The 18281-nt window shown below is 53.8% G+C and carries 14 protein-coding genes; 12 read left to right on the forward strand and 2 right to left on the reverse strand.

Annotation, left to right across the window (positions count from 1 at the left end):
* Positions 1-325: 325 nt before the first annotated feature.
* Positions 326-622, reverse strand: a complete 297-nt coding sequence (locus PLIM_RS25040; RefSeq protein WP_148227114.1) for a FeoB-associated Cys-rich membrane protein — start codon at positions 620-622, stop codon at positions 326-328.
* A gap of 119 nt (positions 623-741) precedes the next feature.
* Between PLIM_RS25040 and PLIM_RS25045 the strand changes: the two genes are divergently transcribed.
* The 5 genes from PLIM_RS25045 (at position 742) to glgX (ending at position 9755) form a co-directional block, all read left to right on the forward strand.
* A complete protein-coding gene (locus PLIM_RS25045) occupies positions 742-975 on the forward strand; it encodes a FeoA family protein (RefSeq protein ID WP_013110950.1) in 234 nt (77 codons plus the stop codon).
* A 73-nt stretch (positions 976-1048) separates the two neighbouring features.
* On the forward strand, positions 1049-1279 hold the full coding sequence (locus PLIM_RS13875; RefSeq protein WP_013110951.1) for a FeoA family protein: 231 nt from the start codon (positions 1049-1051) through the stop codon (positions 1277-1279).
* Between the two features lie 84 nt (positions 1280-1363).
* Complete coding sequence (feoB, locus tag PLIM_RS13880) at positions 1364-3706, forward strand: ferrous iron transport protein B (RefSeq protein WP_013110952.1); 2343 nt, start codon at positions 1364-1366, stop codon at positions 3704-3706.
* Between the two features lie 374 nt (positions 3707-4080).
* Positions 4081-6891, forward strand: a complete 2811-nt coding sequence (gene ppc, locus PLIM_RS13885; protein ID WP_230849315.1) for a phosphoenolpyruvate carboxylase — start codon at positions 4081-4083, stop codon at positions 6889-6891.
* A 326-nt stretch (positions 6892-7217) separates the two neighbouring features.
* Entirely contained in the window at positions 7218-9755 is a 2538-nt protein-coding gene (gene glgX / locus PLIM_RS13890; RefSeq protein WP_013110954.1) for a glycogen debranching protein GlgX, read from the forward strand.
* A 133-nt stretch (positions 9756-9888) separates the two neighbouring features.
* On the opposite strand, the gene PLIM_RS13895 is transcribed toward glgX, so the two are convergent.
* Complete coding sequence (locus PLIM_RS13895; RefSeq protein WP_148227115.1) at positions 9889-11793, reverse strand: hypothetical protein; 1905 nt, start codon at positions 11791-11793, stop codon at positions 9889-9891.
* A gap of 349 nt (positions 11794-12142) precedes the next feature.
* Between PLIM_RS13895 and PLIM_RS22975 the strand changes: the two genes are divergently transcribed.
* The 7 genes from PLIM_RS22975 (at position 12143) to PLIM_RS13930 (ending at position 18273) form a co-directional block, all read left to right on the forward strand.
* Complete coding sequence (locus PLIM_RS22975; RefSeq protein WP_013110956.1) at positions 12143-12913, forward strand: flagellar hook-basal body protein; 771 nt, start codon at positions 12143-12145, stop codon at positions 12911-12913.
* An 82-nt stretch (positions 12914-12995) separates the two neighbouring features.
* Positions 12996-13796 (forward strand): flagellar basal-body rod protein FlgG, encoded by an 801-nt coding sequence (flgG, locus tag PLIM_RS13905; protein WP_013110957.1) that lies wholly within the window; start codon positions 12996-12998, stop codon positions 13794-13796.
* 108 nt (positions 13797-13904) lie between these two features.
* Positions 13905-15176 (forward strand): flagellar basal body P-ring formation chaperone FlgA, encoded by a 1272-nt coding sequence (gene flgA / locus PLIM_RS13910; RefSeq protein WP_013110958.1) that lies wholly within the window; start codon positions 13905-13907, stop codon positions 15174-15176.
* Positions 15173-15871 carry a flagellar basal body L-ring protein FlgH gene (locus tag PLIM_RS13915; protein WP_013110959.1) on the forward strand — a complete coding sequence of 233 codons (699 nt, stop codon included), beginning with the start codon at positions 15173-15175 and terminating at the stop codon, positions 15869-15871. Before flgA ends, PLIM_RS13915 begins: the two co-directional genes overlap by 4 nt.
* Positions 15872-16038: 167 nt before the next feature.
* Complete coding sequence (locus PLIM_RS13920) at positions 16039-17112, forward strand: flagellar basal body P-ring protein FlgI (RefSeq protein ID WP_013110960.1); 1074 nt, start codon at positions 16039-16041, stop codon at positions 17110-17112.
* 47 nt (positions 17113-17159) lie between these two features.
* On the forward strand, positions 17160-17720 hold the full coding sequence (locus PLIM_RS22980) for a rod-binding protein (RefSeq protein ID WP_013110961.1): 561 nt from the start codon (positions 17160-17162) through the stop codon (positions 17718-17720).
* A 61-nt stretch (positions 17721-17781) separates the two neighbouring features.
* On the forward strand, positions 17782-18273 hold the full coding sequence (locus tag PLIM_RS13930) for a hypothetical protein (RefSeq protein WP_013110962.1): 492 nt from the start codon (positions 17782-17784) through the stop codon (positions 18271-18273).
* The last annotated feature ends 8 nt before the right edge of the window (positions 18274-18281 follow it).

The following is an 18281-nucleotide window of genomic DNA, read 5'->3' on the forward strand; positions in this document are numbered from 1 at the left end:
TGATAACCGGCATCAGGGGCCAGAACCCCGAACGGTGAATGCGACAGGAATTGGAAATGACTGACGATCAGGAGAGGTAGGCAGAAGCGACTTCAGGCCAGCAGGACACAGGGCAAAGCAAGTGACGCATCGTCATCACGAATGACGTTTTCCACATTACAGAGCTACGGTTTCCGGATTTGTGGACCGGACAATTATCGGGATAACTGATATTTCCGACTCAATCACCATCTGCCATGCCGATGGAGGAGAAATCTCCAGAACTCGGGCATATCATCAATAGTGCGAGAGGAAAAACCCTCATCCTTGAGGATTTGTGCCAATTTCAGTGCTGGTGATCTGGCGTAACGGGCGAGAGTTTGACGAAGACAGGCGGGTTTTCAGCCTGATGGAATCTGCGGGACGGCGTGTGACTATTTCCGCACCCGAAATTGCTGAGAAGAGGCAATTCAGCCGCAGAATTAGAGCCAGAGGAACTCGGATTTGCATGCGAACAACCGCGGCAGGAACCGCAACCCCCAGACTTTTTCCCATGGCGAGACGCCAGGGAGCGATAACTCAGCCAAGCCAGTTGAGTGGCGGCAACAACGACAATCGCCACAACGATGAACGTTTCCCACATTTGCCATGACTTCTGATCAAGGAGACTACCCACAGAGACATTACCAGTTTATCATACCAAGTGATTGAGACTGAGTCTCAATAATTCTTTCGCGGAGTCTCTGCCTGGGGGATATCCTTGTGAGTTACACCATACCTCTGGATTGCCTCAAAGCTGGAGAATCAGCACAAGTTGTTGATATCGATGGAGATACAACACTTCTCACCAGACTGCAGGAAATCGGACTGAATGTGGGCAGTCAGGTACGAATGGTTCTGCCCGGATCACCTTGTATTATTTCTCTGGCGGGAAATCAGTTCTCATTGAGGACGGATGATCTCGCAACTGTGCTTGTTGAACCCTCCCCCACCTGATGAGTTGCCTGCCATCACCCACCACTGAGTTATTGCCTCGACAACGATCATCCACTATTCAAAGTCTTCAAAAATGACCGCAACACTCGAATCACTTCAGACGGGACAGCATGCCCGAGTGCAGGATGTCCAGGGTGATGACTCGCTCGCCTTGCGAATCATGGAAATGGGGCTTTTACCTGGCGCTGAGATTGAATTCATTGGGAGAGCGCCTCTGGGCGACCCGCTCGAAATCCGCGTGGCGGGTTACCATCTCTCGTTAAGAAAGGCAGAAGCTCACCGCGTTGTGATCGAGATGATTTGAACCTGTTTTATTGACCGGTGAGAACGACGCAAGTGGCCGTTCTCGCAATGAAACACATTGCCCTTTCGGGAAAGTGGCCCCTGCATGTCGTTGGCAGTTGATCGAGTGCCGCATCTGGCAGTTGTCGGAAACCCGAACACGGGCAAAAGCACGCTGTTTTCGGCATTGACTGGCATTTTCACGCGCACGGGGAACTTTCCCGGGGTGACTGTCGAGATGAAGCTGGGACGATTGAAAACCAGCACCCGGGAAGCCGTGCTGGTGGACTTGCCGGGAACTTATAGCCTGGCAGCACGTTCGGCCGATGAACGAGTCACTGTCGATGTGCTATTGGGATTACGACCAGAGATCGGATCACTCGCAGGGGCCTTATGTATTGTCGATGGAACGAACCTCGAGCGAAATCTGTATCTATTTTCTCAAGTGCGCGACCTCGGCCTGCCCGTCCTGCTGATTGTCAATATGATTGACCGTGCAGAAAAAGCGGGAATTGCGATCACTGAGCCAGAGCTTTCGCAAAGGCTGGGTGTGCCCGTCGTCTTCTGCAATGCTCATGATCAATCGAGCGTCGCTCTCGTTCAGAAATCAATCTTCGACTTCATCGAGCAGAATCCACCAGCAGCCCATGGCACTGATCTCGCTGCTCAACAAGCTTCAAACTCCGATTTTCCCCCAGCTTTCGAAACTGCAGTCAACGAGTTGCAGGGATTGCTCTCGGCCCATGGCCGAAAAATGCCGAGGCCACTGGTCAGTCGTCTGTTGATCGACATCGAGGGGCAGATCGAGCAGGCCGAAGTCCAACTGTGGCCAGAACTCTCAAACCATCTCCAGCGACTTCGCGAACAGGTAAGTGCAGCCGGCTATCGCATAAGCGGGATCGAGCCGCGAGTGCGCTACGCCTCGATTCGTAAGGCCGTCGCCGGGTTGGAAATCAGGCCTGTCCGGCAGGCTGGCCAGTTCAGTGAGAAGCTGGATGGCTGGCTGACACACAGTGTCTTTGGACTGCTGATTTTCATCTTCATGATGTTTGTGGTCTTCCAGTTGTTATACCGCGGTGCCGAGCCCGTGATGTTACTGATGGAGACTGCATTTGGCAGCCTGCAGGATCTGGTAGGTGCCATGATGCCCCGTGGGCCACTGCGCAGCCTCGTGACGCAAGGAATCATTGCCGGTGTGGGGGGAGTGCTCGTCTTTCTGCCTCAGATTGTGCTGCTGTTTCTGTTTTTGGCCATTCTCGAAGATTGCGGCTACATGGCACGAGCCGCCTTTTTGATGGATCGGCTGATGACTAAGGTCGGTCTTTCGGGAAAGTCATTCGTACCGCTGATGTCTTCGTTTGCCTGTGCCATTCCGGGAGTCATGGCCACGCGTGTGATCGAAAATCGCAAAGATCGAATGGTGACCATTCTCGTGGCACCACTCATGAGTTGCTCGGCTCGATTGCCGGTCTATAGCCTGCTGATTGGGGCCTTCATTCCGGGAGTGAGTTTTCTGGGGGGCTGGGTCGATCTGCGCTCGCTGGTCCTGCTGGCGTTTCTTTCCCTGGGAGCGATTGTCGCCATTCCGGTGGCGTGGATTTTGAAAAAGACCATCTTCCCCGGAGAAACGCCACCGTTTGTGATGGAACTCCCACCCTATAAGTGGCCCTCCATCAAGACCGTCTTTCAACGTGTGTACGATCGCGCTGCGGCCTTCGTGGTGAGAGCGGGAACATTGATCCTGCTGACCTCCATTGTCATCTGGGGGTTAGGTTACTTCCCCGGAGATCATTCGCGTGAAAATGCGATTCTGGCAGAGATGGAAGAAACCCGGCAGATCTTTGAAGATCCTCTCCAGCGACGAGAAAATCTACAGCAGCAGTTGGCAGGATCTGATGATGCTCCGCCCCCTTCTCCGGTGGAGAGTGCATCCTTAGAAAATGAATTGAATTCTTTGAATCAACAGCTCAAAGAATACGACAAGTTAATCGAGAAGTTGGAGGGGGAACTGATTGCCACACAAGGGCAACTGCAGGAGAACAGCTTTCTCGGGATAGCGGGCCATTCGATCGAGCCGATCGTGCGTCCATTAGGATGGGACTGGAGGATTGGTGTGGGAGTGCTCGCCTCATTCCCGGCTCGTGAAGTGATCATCGCCACGTTAGGTGTGATTTATAATCTCGGCGAAGGGATGGAAGCGGAATCGCCCCAATTGCGCGATGCACTCATCAACTCCAGAAATCCAGATGGCAGCCCCGTCTTCACGATTCCGGTGGCTCTGTCGATTATGGTCTTTTTCGCCCTTTGCGCTCAGTGCATGGCCACATTGGTCGTCGTGGCGCAGGAATCGGGAAGCTGGAAGTGGGCGGTCTTCACGTTCGTCTACATGACCGCCCTCGCATATGTCGGAGCGCTGATCACATTTCAGGTGGCCTCACTCTGGTGGTAAGACGGCCTTCGAAGCACGTCGATTTCTCTTTGAATTACATCACTAGTTGTACTCTCAGATCGCAAGACTTCCTCGGTGAACCCAATACCGTTTTCTGCCCTCTCCAAAATCTATTGGCACACCGGGTGCTTACAGGGTGTTGAAGCGTGTATGCTTTTGCCAACCACTGATGGACAGAGGCTTGCCAACAGAATATGCGCAACTTATGGGCAAATCGCTTATTTTATGATCACAGGCATTCGAGGCACGGCCTTTCTGGATGTGTGAAAGCTTGAGGTCGCGAGAATTTATCCAGTGAAACGAGTGAATTCTCCTATGAAATCAGCAACAACAGCCCCAGAATCTGGCAGAATTGCATCGAGTGAAGTTTCCCCGTGAATCCGTTATTGATGGGCAGCAATCAGGTCACACGTAGCGATCCAGAGACAGGCAACGATATGAGTGCAAAGCCGATTTTAAGTAGTGATGTCGAGACGCTGACTTCACTTCTGGGTGGTGCAATTGTCGAGCAGGCCGGGAGTGACCTGGCTGCCTTACTCATGCGCATTCGGCAACTCTCACGGGAAAGACGAGTCGGTTTACCAGGTGCCGCCGAACGTCTGGTCGAATTACTGGCGGGTTTGAATGAAGATCAGCTCGACCTCCTCACCAAATCACTCAGCATTTACTTTGATCTAGCCAATGTGGCGGAAGATCTGCAGCGTATTCGCGTAATTCGGCAAAGGGAGCGGCAATCAGAAGGTTCCGTGCGGAAGGAATCGCTGGGCGATGCGATTGCTCAACTCAAAAAGCAGGGAGCGACGGCCGAAGCTGTGCAGCATCTGCTTGATAAATTGCACATCGGCCTGGTCTTCACAGCTCACCCGACGGAAGCCAAGCGGCGAACGACCCGGCGTATTCTCCGCCAGTTGCGTTCAGACTTAACAACTGCCCATCAGGGAGATTTGTTGCCTCGCGAAAGCGGAGTCCTTCAGGAACGAATTCGCGGTTCACTCACGCTGTTATGGCAAATCGACCCCATGCGTCCGCAGCCACCGACTGTGATGCAGGAAGTCGAGAGAGGTCTCTTCTTCTTCGATGGTTTGTGGGACATTGTACCACTGATCTTCCAGGACTTGCGGAGTGCCCTCGCCGAACATTACCCGGGATTCAAATTCCATGTGCCGCCATTTTTGAAGTTCGGCTCCTGGATTGGTGGAGATCGAGACGGAAATCCGTTTGTGACTGCCCAGGTCACCAGCGACACCCTGCGATTGCTCGAAACCACTGCCATCGAGCGGCATCTGAAAACCACGCGCGAACTCGCGGACCTGCTGGTCGTTTCCGATCGCGGCATGCAGCCGGATGATCCAGTCTATGCAGCCTTGCAGAAGACGTTTGGCGCTCATCCCGAACTCGATCAACTGGTCGGAGATGCTCCTGAGGCTGAACCTTATCGGCGCTGGATCAAGGTGATTGAACTCAAGCTTCGCAAACGCATTGAGCCTGCGCTGGCCTCGCCTTTGAAGGCCTATCAGACAGCAGCCGAACTGGAAGCCGATGCCCGCTTGATCGAAGAGAGCCTGCTGAGGCGAAAAGGGGATCGAATTCATGCCTCATTCCTGGCAGCGTGGCTCGATCAGATTCGCACCTTCGGACTGCAAGTTTCGGCTCTGGATGTCCGGCAGGATTCCCGCGTGCATGTGGATGTGCTGCAGGAAGTTTTTGCTCGTGCCGGGATTTATGCCGAGTATGCCAAAGCCGACGAAAAAACCCGCCAGAAAATTCTGACGACGCCGCATGATCTGGGAATGAATGTTCTTGAGGGCGAGCTATCTGATATGGCGCGAGAGACCTTCTCGCTCTACAAGCTGATGGCTGAGACCGTGCGTGCCGGTGGTATTGAGCGATTCGGTGGTCACATTGTCAGCATGACGCACTATGCCAGCGATATCCTGGTGATTCTGTGGTTCTGGAAGTGGGCCTGGAAAGTAACCGCCGGTGAATCCAAGGCTGAATTGCCGCATCTGCCATTGATGCCACTGCTGGAAACAATCGACGATCTTCGCCAGGGGCCGGCAATTCTCACCGATCTGCTTTCCGTTCCTGATTATCTGGCCTACCTCAAGAAAGATCAGGGAGCACAGCCACTCCAGAACGTGATGGTGGGCTATTCCGACAGCACAAAGGATGGCGGATATCTGGCGGCTTCGTGGGGCTTGTATCGTGCTCAGGAGCAGCTTTCGGATGTGTTGGCCAGCCAGGGTGTGAGACTGCGAGTCTTCCATGGTCGAGGCGGTGCACTAGGCCGTGGCGGCGGACCGGCAGCCAGGGCCATTCTTTCGCTGCCACCCAAATCAGTCGATGGCAGCCTGCGTGTCACCGAACAGGGAGAAGTCCTCGCTGAGCGATATGACGAACCACAGATTGCGTTCCGCCACTTGGAACAGGTGACATGGGCCACGCTGCTGGTGAGCAGCACACAAGAAGGGCATTGGCCGGAAGACTGGTTTACTCATCTCGACGAGTTGGCTCAGCAATCTTATCTGCATTACCGCAAGCTGGTGGATGACCCTGGATTTTTGATGTATTTTGACCGGGCGACGCCGATATCAGAAATCGAACGCTTACCTATTGGTTCGCGACCTGCAAGGCGACGCGAACGGAAGAGTCTCTCGGATCTCCGGGCGATCCCCTGGACATTTGCCTGGACGCAGAGTCGGCACATGATTCCCGCCTGGTTCGGTCTAGGGAAAGCACTGCATGATGCCGTCGCCCGCAACAATGAAGACTGGTCACGTTATCAGGAAATGTATCGGACATGGCCGATCTTCCAGGCGATTATCGATAACGCGACGCTGGCACTCATGAAGGCCGACTTGCAGATTGCCAACCGCTATGCCGACCTGGTCGAAGATCGGGAAGTCGCCAAGCGATTGTGGTCCATGATCCATGAAGAGTACGACCGCAGCCGGGCATCGGTGCTGATGATCACCGGCGAATCATCGCTGCTCTCGAATACACCCTGGCTGCAGACCTCAATTCAGGAGCGGAATCCTTACGTCGATCCTTTGAATCTGATTCAGGTTGAGCTTTTGAAGCGAGCCCGTGAAGGAAGCATTGAAGCCGATCGTGCAGCGAGGTTGCAACACTCAGTGCGACTGACCATTCAAGGAGTGGCCGCTGGTTTGAGAACAACGGGTTGATGGGAGCGGAGAGGGGAGAAAGCAGATAAGCGACAAGGCCAGGGAGGTAGGAAGGATAGAAGGGGAAAAGGAGAGAACTCAGAAAAGGCAATTGACACTCGCCGGGTACTCCGGGAGAGGGTGGCCAACAGGTCGAGTGAGGGGCTTCCTGATAAATGAGTTATGCCGAGCAAGATCCCGACAAGCTGGAAAGTGACCGATCCAGCACCTCACCCCAATTCACTCCGATCGATATGAGTAGAGGCAGTCACACTGATCTTCCTACCCTCAACTCCCCCACAACGACTCACAACCCATAACGAAACATCCCGGGAAAGGAACTCCCCATGCGTATCTGGCCAGGATCGCCAGCCCCACTGGGCGCGAAGTTTGACGGACGCGGAGTGAACTTTGCGCTCTTCTCGGAGAATGCCAGCAAAGTCGAACTGTGCCTGTTTGATTCTGCCGAAGCGAAGGTGGAATCTTGCCGGATCACGCTCCCTGAGCAGACGGATTTTGTCTGGCATGGATATCTGCCGGATGTAAAGCCCGGGCAGATCTACGGCTACCGGGTGCATGGTGACTATGCACCGCACGAAGGGCATCGCTTTAATCCTCACAAGATTGTGCTGGATCCTTATGCCATGGCCATTGCCCGGGATGTCCAATGGTCGGAAGAAATGTTCCCGTATGTCATCGGGCAGGAACAGCAGGATCTGCTCATCGATCGACGAGACAACAGTGCGTTTGCACCATTAGCCGCAGTGGTTGATCGAAGGTTTCGCTGGGGTCGCGATCGACATCCGAAAACGCCCTGGCATGAAACACTCATCTATGAATTGCACGTCAAAGGATTCTCTCGACTGAGCCCGTGGGTTCCCCGTGAGTTGCGCGGTACCTATGCAGGGCTGGCTTGTGAGGGCTCCATCCGGCATCTGAAGGAACTGGGAGTTACTGCAGTCGAACTCATGCCAGTGCATCACTTCATTGATGACCATTTTCTGGTGACACAAGGGAAGCGAAATTTCTGGGGTTACAACACCCTGGCCTTCTTTGCTCCGGCAATCAGGTATGCGGCAGACCCTTCGCCTCAGGGAGCAATTCTTGAGTTTAAAAAGATGGTCAAGACGCTGCACGCCCATGGCCTCGAAGTTATTCTCGACGTCGTTTACAACCATACGGCTGAAGGGAATCACCTGGGGCCCATGCTGTCGTTACGCGGGATTGATAACCGCAGTTACTATCGGCAGGTGGCAGATAACCGCCGCTACTATCTCGATTACACCGGCTGCGGTAACACCTTGAACATGGTCTGCCCGCGCGTGCTGCAATTGATTATGGACAGCCTCCGTTACTGGGTGCAGGAGATGCATGTCGATGGCTTCCGGTTTGATCTGGCTGCCACACTGGCCCGCGAACTGCATGCTGTTGATAAGCTGGGAGCCTTTTTTGACATCATCCATCAGGACCCTGTCCTCTCCCAGGTGAAGCTGATTGCCGAGCCATGGGATCTGGGTGAAGGTGGCTATCAGGTAGGCAACTTTCCAGTCCTGTGGACGGAATGGAACGGGAAGTATCGCGATTGTGTACGTCGTTTCTGGAAAGGTGATGGCCACACAGTTTCTGAGTTAGCCACGAGAATCTGCGGGTCGAGTGATCTGTATGAACACAATGGCCGCCGACCTTATGCGAGTATTAACTTTGTCACGGCGCACGACGGATTCACTCTGCAGGATCTGGTTTCGTACAACCACAAACATAATGAAGCCAATGGCCAGAACAACGAAGACGGCGACAGTCACAACAACAGCTGGAATTGTGGAGCCGAAGGGCCCACGAGCGACCCGGCGATCCTGGCTTTGCGAGAGCGGCAGAAGCGTAATCTGATGGCGACGCTGCTTTTCTCTCAAGGAGTGGCCATGATTCGCTCGGGTGATGAACTCAGCCAGTCTCAAGGTGGGAACAACAATGTCTACAATCAGGATAACGCCACCAGTTGGCTGAACTGGCGGATTGATCCCACGCAGCAGCGGTTTCTGGACTTTACCAAAAAGTGCATCAAGCTCTGGAAAAGCCAGCCTGTACTCCAGCGGAGAAACTTCTTTCAGGGGCGGGAACTGCGCGGCCAAGGTGTGCAGGATATTGTCTGGCTGACACCTGATGGCCTCGAAATGACCGATGCTGACTGGAATGCAGGCCACGCTCGCTGCCTGGGTGTGATTCTTGATGGCAGTCAGATTACCGAGATGAACGAACGGGGCGAGCGGATTGAAGGTGATACGCTGTTCTTACTGATCAATGCCCACCACGAAGAGATTTCCTTTCGCTTGCCTGAATATGGATTCGGCGACCTGAGTGAAATCTCGTCTGAGCAATGGAGATCAGCACCAGACAAGAAGCCTGCGGCAGTGAATTCGTCCGTCGTTGTCGATGAGGAGGCTCCAGCGACGGATGTTTCGATGCCTGCCGGCAGTGGGATCGTCAAGACCGAGTCTCGACCTACCTCCGCCGAACTAATCACAAGATCAGCCGCGATGGTCAACAAGGTACCCGCCCCTGAACCATCGATGCCGGTCGTTGAGAATCAGGTCGAGGTTGCGAGTGAGCCGGATGCGACACCAGTCGCAACCAAAGAGGAGAGCGAATCTGCTGAAATTCAGGTGACGCCCTCTGCCCGACGAATGTTCTGGAAGCCTCTGGTCGATACGACTTTCGACGACCAGATCCTTCCCAAAAAGGTGTGGCCCGGGCAGTTGTATCCATTGCAGGGGCGCAGCCTGGTGTTGTTCAAGAGGCAGGTGGTGAAGCCCGGCTTAGTGAGCCGCTTGTTCCCCGTGTTGGCACCCGTTGCCGGGGAAACAGAGAAATCAACGGCCAATATCTGATACGGATTCCAGGATTTCATAGCGACGAGTGTGCCATGCTTGCGGCTCGGTGCGAACAGCTTGATCGACTCTCTACGCGTATTTGATCTCTGGGATAGGTATGAGCTTCAATCGAAGCGATATGCCTCGGCAGTTACTCCACCAGCAGGAGTGGAGTAACATCGCCGGTTTTGGTATCGAGGCTGCCGATCAGTGTTTCTTTGGCCGTATGGTGCCCCAGGACAGCACGCGGATACTCAGTAGGTTTCAAGCTGCGATAAACGACGAGTTGAAAACTCCCCAGTTGCAGTCGATAGCCGACTCCTTCATCGTCGCGGACAATGCGCGAATCTTCCGTGACAGTAAGCTTACGCCAGATGGCTGGCCGCTTGAGAAGTTTTGCATCCCAGACAACAACGCAAACAGCATAGACGGCTTTACCCTGGGCTTTGTATTGGAACACCAGGTTCCCATCATGTGGCTCGACGGTATGCGGAGTGGAATAGATTTTTTGCTGTGGCAGTTCCAGTGGAAAGACTCTTCCTACCAGCTTGCCCTGCTTTTTGAGCTGCCACTCCCGAGTGAGTCGATCACTTTCAACTGTCAGCTCCGGGCTGATGGGAAGTGACGTTTTAAGTGCGTACTCGCCCGCCGATTTGCCACGCAGAATTTCACCGAAGAGGGCGAAACCTTGAGAGCGAGACAGGTAGTTCTGCCGTTCGAGAAAAAGTCGCTCCGGCCCGATCATCTGGAGTTCTGCGTAATCGCCATCTTCGTCGGCATTCCAGCAGACACACGACCAGCCATCGGCGAGTTCAAGCTGGCCTGCTGGTGTCGAGGCTTCGATACCGCAGGAGCCTCGAATCAGCGTTGTGTTGCCCGTCGAAAGATCCACATCGGGCCACGGCTTATGATAGGCGATGGTGCAGGCCGCCTGAGTCGCTTCCCAGCCAGCCTTGAGTACCGCTGTATGTGCCCAATCGGACTGGCTGGATGCGAACTCGCTACTGGAGCTGCGGGTCTCAGTTGCTGAACGCCCTTTGCTGGCTGTGGCATGCTGTTTCGCCAGCCCCTGTGCAGCACTTTTGGGTGGAAATGCCAGGAACTGGCTGGCAGCCTGATAAACATGTCGAATCGCAGAAAACTTGTGAATCGAGTGGGCCATCTGGCCATCTTGACGGATCAATCGGGCTGATTCTTCGAGAACCGCCGCCAGCAATTCGAGATGAGCACCGGATGTGAGATTACGGACGCGACCAGACCATTTGCCGGGACGACTGGCTTTCGCGTTGACATACGCGGCAGCCCGGACATGCACGGCCAACCACGAAGAGAGGACTGGCAACAACTCGGCATGAGGCGTGCCATCCGTATCAGTATGACTCTTGAGATCGCTGGCAAGATCCTTGGCGGCTGATTCCATGTCAGCCGTCCCTTTCATGGTCTCGGCATAGACCAGAGAGCGCAGAAGGTGAGCTTCGAATTGAGCTGCGACCACATCCGGCCGTGGATCGATGACTGGAGGAGACGATTCAAAACTCCGCGCAAAGAGGATGGAAAAGTCGTCAGGAGCAATTTCGTTTGAAAACTTGAAAAGTGTTTCCAGAGCCACCAGCAATTCAGGAAGAGTGAAGGCGCGAGTCGCAGCAATGCTCGCCAGGAGTGCGGCAGGTTGATTGACCTTTCCGATGCGAGTGATGGATCGCGCTGAAGATTTGGCATTCGGCGCTAATGCCATCAAGCGGCTCAGTTCGTCATCGGAAGTGGAACTTCCCAATGTTTCCCATGTCCAGCCAGTGAGTGACTCATTCAATACCGGCCTGCCGGAGACAGAAGGACGAGCAGACATTTTCTGGCGCTGCTTCTCGAACCATGCCGGGAGAGCTGAGGAGCGAACTGCCTGTGAGATTTCTTCCCCGCACGCCGCCTTCCAGGGAAGAGCCTTCGCCAGGCTTTTAAGAACCGTCGCGTGCGGCAATGAACCCGTTACCAGTGGTTTCTGGCGAGCCACCGAGGGGGCCGCTTTGATAGCTCGTGAAGGTCGCGAAGGTAGATTCATGAGACTCTGACATTCCACAGGTGGATACACACAAAACCAGGCAAGTCCAGCAAGCACACTGGCAAGCTGGCAAACTTTTGACGTCTGCAACGGCGGAATCAACCGGAAAATTCTCACCAGTTACGCCAGTTGAGTTTGCAAGAGCTCTGTTTTCAAGTGGTCAAGGCTCTTTTCTTGACCACTCGTGGTTTGAGTGCCATTTTCAAATCCAGCAGGCTCACGAAAAGTGGCTGTTAATCTGTAGCGGTTATACTCAAGTTAACGCCTCGGAACCGTCGATGTTTGCAGATAAGTGCCTCTCCAAAGGTTGGAGAGCTGTCAAATTCCGGCGAAATCTGCAGGTCAGACCATGCTGTACGGCCTCTATCTCTCTGCTCAAGGTGCAGAATCGCAGGCTATGCGGCAAGGTGTGCTGGCGAACAATCTGGCCAACGTCGGCACCAATGCCTTCAAGCCAGATATCGCCGTATTTCGCTCTTACTTTCCTTACGACGTCGCACATCAGGAACCCCAAAGAGCCCCTGATACGATTGATCTGGAAACTGGTGGCGTCGCACTCGAAGGAACAATTACCGACTTTTCGCAAGGATCACTCAAGCCGACAGGAAAGTCGACAGATGCCGCCTTGCTGGGAGACGGCTTTTACCAGCTCAAAATGGGGAACGAAACACTTTTAACCCGAGACGGTTCGTTTGAACTCGATGCCGATGGACAACTGGTCCATGCAGGAACAGGTGCTCCAGTGCTTGATCCCGATGGCAGTGAGATTGTCATTCCACCGGAAATGATTGACCTGCAGATTGGCGATGATGGTCAGATTTCGGGAGTCGGGCCCAACGGCATCGTTTTGCCAATCAGTCAGTTGGCAGTGGTGGTTCCGACTCGATTAACCGAACTGCAGAAGCGTGGTGATGGGATGTACTCGACAAAGCTTCCTGTTGCCGAAGCACCACCGGAGACCAGAGTTCGGCAAGGATTCGTCGAAGCCTCCAATGCCGATCCGATGCAGGGGACACTCGAACTGATCGAGGTCTCGCGTGGGTTTGAATCAAACGTGAACATGATGCGTATGCAGGATGAGATGCTGGGGCGGTTACTACAAGCCATTCCCCGAAGATAGTGCGATCACAACGCTCGCCAACACAAACGACAATTGTCCGTAGACAGATCATCTGAGTGATTTTTACTGAAGGAGGTTCCTCATGCTATACCGCGCGATGTATACGGCGGCTTCGGGCATGCAGGCCTACATGTTCAACCTCGATACGATTGCCAATAACCTGGCGAACGCGGGGACGAACGGCTTCAAACGCTCGCGTACCGATTTTGAAGATCTGTACTACCAATACTATAAGCTACCTGGCACACAGGATACTCTGGGCAATTATACACCCATTGGTACAGCCGCCGGCCTGGGCGTGCGTGTGGCGGGGACTCAGATCGACTTCTCTCAGGGAGCACTGCTGGAGACAGGACGTCAACTGGATATGGCCATCACCGGCGATGGCTTCTTCATGGTTCGCGGCAACAACCAGCTTTTTTATACAAGGCGCGGCGAATTCACGGTGAACTCGAACGGTGATGTTGTCCTCGCCTCGGCCGACATTGGGCGGTTGATTGACCCACCCATTAACATCCCGCCTGATACGGTTGATATTGGCATCTCGGCCGAAGGGATCGTCTCAGTCATTCAGGCTGGTTCGACAGTTCAGAATCAAGTTGGGCAAATTCAACTCGCAAGATTTATCAATCCCGAAGGTTTGTATCAGGCAGGCGAGAGTTTGTATGCGGTCACTGATGCCTCCGGGCAACCTTTGATCAGCAACCCTGGTGATCAGGGACTGGGTTTGATTCGACAGGGATTTCTGGAAATCTCGAATGTGGAACCTGCCAACGAACTGGTGGATCTGATTAAAACCCAACGTAATGTGGAATTAAACAGCCAGGTGATTCAGGCTTCGGATCAGTTACTGCAACTCATTACGAACTTGAGACGATACTAACTTATGAAGTGAATTGGCAGGCAGGAGCCTGCCCTACTTGTATTCAGCAGGGTGCCTGAAGTTCTGATGGAATGCACCTGACTTTAATGATCAAACGGGAGACCATGTATGGTTCTCGACATTCCGGCGAAAATTCGGCTGCACTTTCTACTCCCGGCGAAATTCATCGCCTGTGGGATGTTGTATGCATGTCTCGCTGGAAGCTGGCAGAATTCGTGCATTGCCGAACCACCTGTCACAAAGGTTGAGACACCATCCACTCTCAACTCGTTGGGACAGAGTACCGCTGCGCAAGCTTCGGCAGTCATCAGCTTGAAAGAGCGAGTTTCGACAACACAAACACTTGTCACCTTGAATGAAGTGGCAGAAATCCTTTCGAGCGATGACGCATTTCGAGAGACCTTGGGAAATACCCCTTTAGGGCCAGGGCCGGGAGTGGGTCGCCCCGTGATGTTTGACCATCTGCAGGTTCATCAGCGGCTTCTGGCCATGGGGATCAATCTGTCGCGAATCGAATTTTCCGGCTCAGCACGAACAGTGGTATCTCGCAGTGCCGGCGAAGAACGTACTCTGCAAGTGATTCAACAGGTAACTCATGTCGAGCCACAGCCAGTGATTCGCGTTGATCGTGGTAAGGTGGAAGCCCTATTAGTCACTGCATTTCGTGAGCAGTTTCGCTGGGGTGACGAAGCGGCCATGCCCATTGTGACGATTTCTCCCCATGAAGCCACACCTCCGACTGTGCTCCAGGCAGTAACAGATGGCGCAGCCATTCGATATCTGGCAGAAAAAATTGACAATCTCCCCGAACAGGCCATTCATGCCCAGATTATGTCCTCTCAAGGTGGAGAGCCACAGAACGTGACTTTGAAGCTGAAATTGACTCCACAAGTTCGCATGGTGGCTTTTCGACGAGCCATGCAGAAGGGCGAAATTGTGCAGCAAGGTGATTTGATGTGGAAGCTCGATACTGCACAGGCTGAATGCTGCACTGAACCCGGGCAAGTGATTGGTATGGAGTGCCGGCGAGCGACGAAAGCCGGTGAGTTAGTGAATCTAAAAGACCTGGCTTCGGCTCCACTGATTCGAAATGGCGACATCGTAACAGCCTCATTACGAGTCAAAGGGATTGTGATTCGCGGGCAATACAAAAGCCTTTCAACGGCTGCGCGGGGTGAGACAGTGACACTCGTTTCTCTCGATGATGTGCGTGAACGGGTGACAGCTGTGGCGACAGGCTGGCACGAGGCAGCCATCACTTCGACAGGTGGCGAAGGTGCAAATACTTCGCAAATGCGGGGTGTCCAATTGTTGAAGACTTCTCCTCAGGAAGAGCCACCCACGAGATCGACGCCGAGCCGACAAGGGGGAAGACCATGAGTTGGCCACATCGAGCTTTGAAACATTTTCTCGCATACCGGCTGATTACAGTCCGTGTGATTACGACATTAGGTTTGACGGCGGGACTTCAGCAACTGGCTTTATGCCAGGGGCCTCCGATCATAACACCGCTTTCCGACACCCGCATCGAAGACTACTCGCTCATTTATGTAGAGCCACCTCCATTACCACCGGAAATCAAGGTTCATGACATTATCACCATCCAGGTCGATGAGAAGGCGGAAGTGATTGTCAACAGCCGATTCAATCGCCAGCGGAATGGAGCTTATGCAGCCGAGCTAAGTGACTTTGTGAGGTTCGGGGATAACTTTAATCTGCTCCCCGCTGCACAGAACTCACCAGCCATTGAGGGCACCCTCAACAATCGATTGCAAACGATTGGACAACTGACTGATCAGGAAGGGATCAGCTATAACATCGCGGCGACAGTCGTGGATGTACTGCCGAATGGAACAGTGGTGCTGGAAGCCCGGAAATCGATCCGAACAAACCAGGACTTCTTCGAATATCGACTGGCAGGGCGCATTGATCGACTGGCGATCTTGCCCAATCGCACAGCCAGGTCTGAGGATATTGCCGAACTGAAAATCGAACGCACCCAGAAGGGTAAGGTCTACAACAGTACCAAGACCAACTGGGGGACAAACATACTGGATATCATTTCGCCGTTTTAGATATCGAATCTTTGGCATTTGGTGTTTGGTATTTGACCACGCCCTTCGGCAGACCTCAGAGCGTGCCACCCAACTACGAACTACTAACTTCCAAATACCCAATACCAAACTCCAAATACCAACACCTCAATCTAACTACGCCCTCGCCTTTTTCCACCGGCCCCAACATGTCACGTTTAGTACTTACATTGCCGTTACTCCTGCTCACCTGTGCCATCTGGCCCAGTCAGGCGGAAGCTCGTGTGCGGCTGGAGTATATCTGCTCTGTGCAGGGGCAGCAGGAAGTTCGTCTGACAGGTCTGGGAATGATTGTCGGACTTCCCGGGACTGGTGATGGTGCCAAGAATGCACCCACAGTCCGTGCTTTGCGGGCAGCCATGGCCAGGCTGAACCAACCCGTTCTGGATACGGAGATCCGTAATGCCGATAACGTGGCGATTGTTATGGTCGAAGCCACCATTCCTCGCACCGGTCTTAAGCGAGGTCAAAAGATCGATTGCTTTGTGAATGCAGTGATGGGGGCCAAAAGCCTGCGTGGGGGGAGGCTTCTCAGCACACCCTTGACGACAGCCGATGCCCGCAATCAACTCGTGATTGGTGTCGCTGGCGGAGCGATTGTGGTTGATGACCCCGCACGCCCAACCAGTGCCCGCATCACGCAAGGGGTCGATCTGGTGCAGGATGTGACAGCCCTGTTTTTGAGTAAACAGCAGGATCTGGTCACGTTACTCATCGATCCGGCCCATGCCAGCTTCTGGACAGCCAGCGAAGTCGCCCGCGTGATTAACAGTGAATTCACCTTTGAATCAGCCGCGAAAACGATTGCCAAGCCGACTGGCCCCGGATCGGTCGAGATCCAGATTCCGCAGCAGTACCGACAGAACCCGGTGGAGTTCATTGCACAGGTCCTGGAGTCAGGGATCGATACACCCAATACCCAGGCACGCGTGATTCTCAATCCGCGCACAGGCACGGTCGTCGTCACAGGTGAAGTCGAGATCAGCCCGGTGATCATCTCGCATAAAAGTTTTGTCGTCGAGATCGGGGCTGATGATCCGTTACTAACTGGACCGGGCCCATTTATTGGGCTGATCGAAAATTCCGGACGGCAATCTCCCCAGCAACTGAAAGACCTGGTCGACGCTCTCAACAAGTTACGAGTCCCGACGGCTGATGTGATCGACATCATTCGTGAACTGCACGCGACAGGCAAACTCCATGCAGAACTGATCGAGAAATAGTGGCCCTGGGATGACACTTCGGCCCTGCTAATCAAGCTTGAGTAATCATGGTTAATATCGAATCCAATGCCGCATTGAAGCCTCTGGAACTGTCGCCAACAGCGAACATGAAGCCTTTGCATGGCGCGAGTGGCAAGAAAGACGTTTCATCGGCTGAACTCAAGGAACAGTTCGGGCAGACAGTTGGAACGATTTTCTACACTCAAATGATGAAGGCCCTCCGTTCGACAGCGGGAGAAACCAAATATCTGAACGGCGGCCAGGCTGAAAAAATGTTTCAGTCGCAGTTTGATCAGGTCGTCGTGGAGGCTATGGCAAAACGGGGTGACAACCACTTTGCCGATGCGATGCAGACGGCCTTCGAAGCGGGTGTTCAAGGTGGAATTGCCAGATCGCCTTCGTTAGATCCGTTAAAGGCGGGAAAGCTTTCCAAAGAGGTCAGTTCTGAGAGCGTGGACGTTCTCAACAACGCCACAAAGTCTACGGAATCTGAACGACAGAATCTCTCGGAACAACTGGCAGATCTGTCACGGCAGACACAAACCCTTCGCGAAGCGCGATCAGGAGCCACCGGAGCGACAGAGTTCTTCCCGATGATCCGAAAGTAACGATGGAACCTTCTGCGCAGCTGGATGTGCGCAGCCATCGACTTTGGATTGGGAATTTGCCATGCAGGCCACGGACGGTCTTCAGCGGCTCTGTCGCTTGATCGATGCGTTTGAATCGCTGCAGCTCAAACTCTACGAGCTGATGAGCCAGAGATGGAACGCACTGGTGCTTTCTCGCCCGGCGGATGCTGCACTGCTGGTTCCCCGCGAGCAGGAGTTGCTAACGCAACTGCAGCGGAAAACGCTGGAGCGGGAAGAATTTCTCAGGTCAATTCCGCACCCATCGATCGATTCTCTGTCACTGCTCGACGTGGCCCGCGCCTGGGGTCAAGAATCTCTCGTGGAACGCGCGGCGAAGCTTCGCCAACAGGCAGGCGAGATCCAGAAACTCTCCTGGACGATGTGGATTCTCACACAACGGGGGATCAGGCATCTGGATCTGATTGTCGATGCTGTGGCCCGCGGTGGAGCCATGGCTCCCACTTATGATGGCCCACCCGGTACCGGGAATGTCATGCGGACTCAAAGTGCGCTCCTGGATGTCAGCCTGTAGGAGAGTCG

The sequence above is a fragment of the Planctopirus limnophila DSM 3776 genome, from assembly GCF_000092105.1.
Classification (GTDB): Bacteria; Planctomycetota; Planctomycetia; order Planctomycetales; family Planctomycetaceae; genus Planctopirus; species Planctopirus limnophila.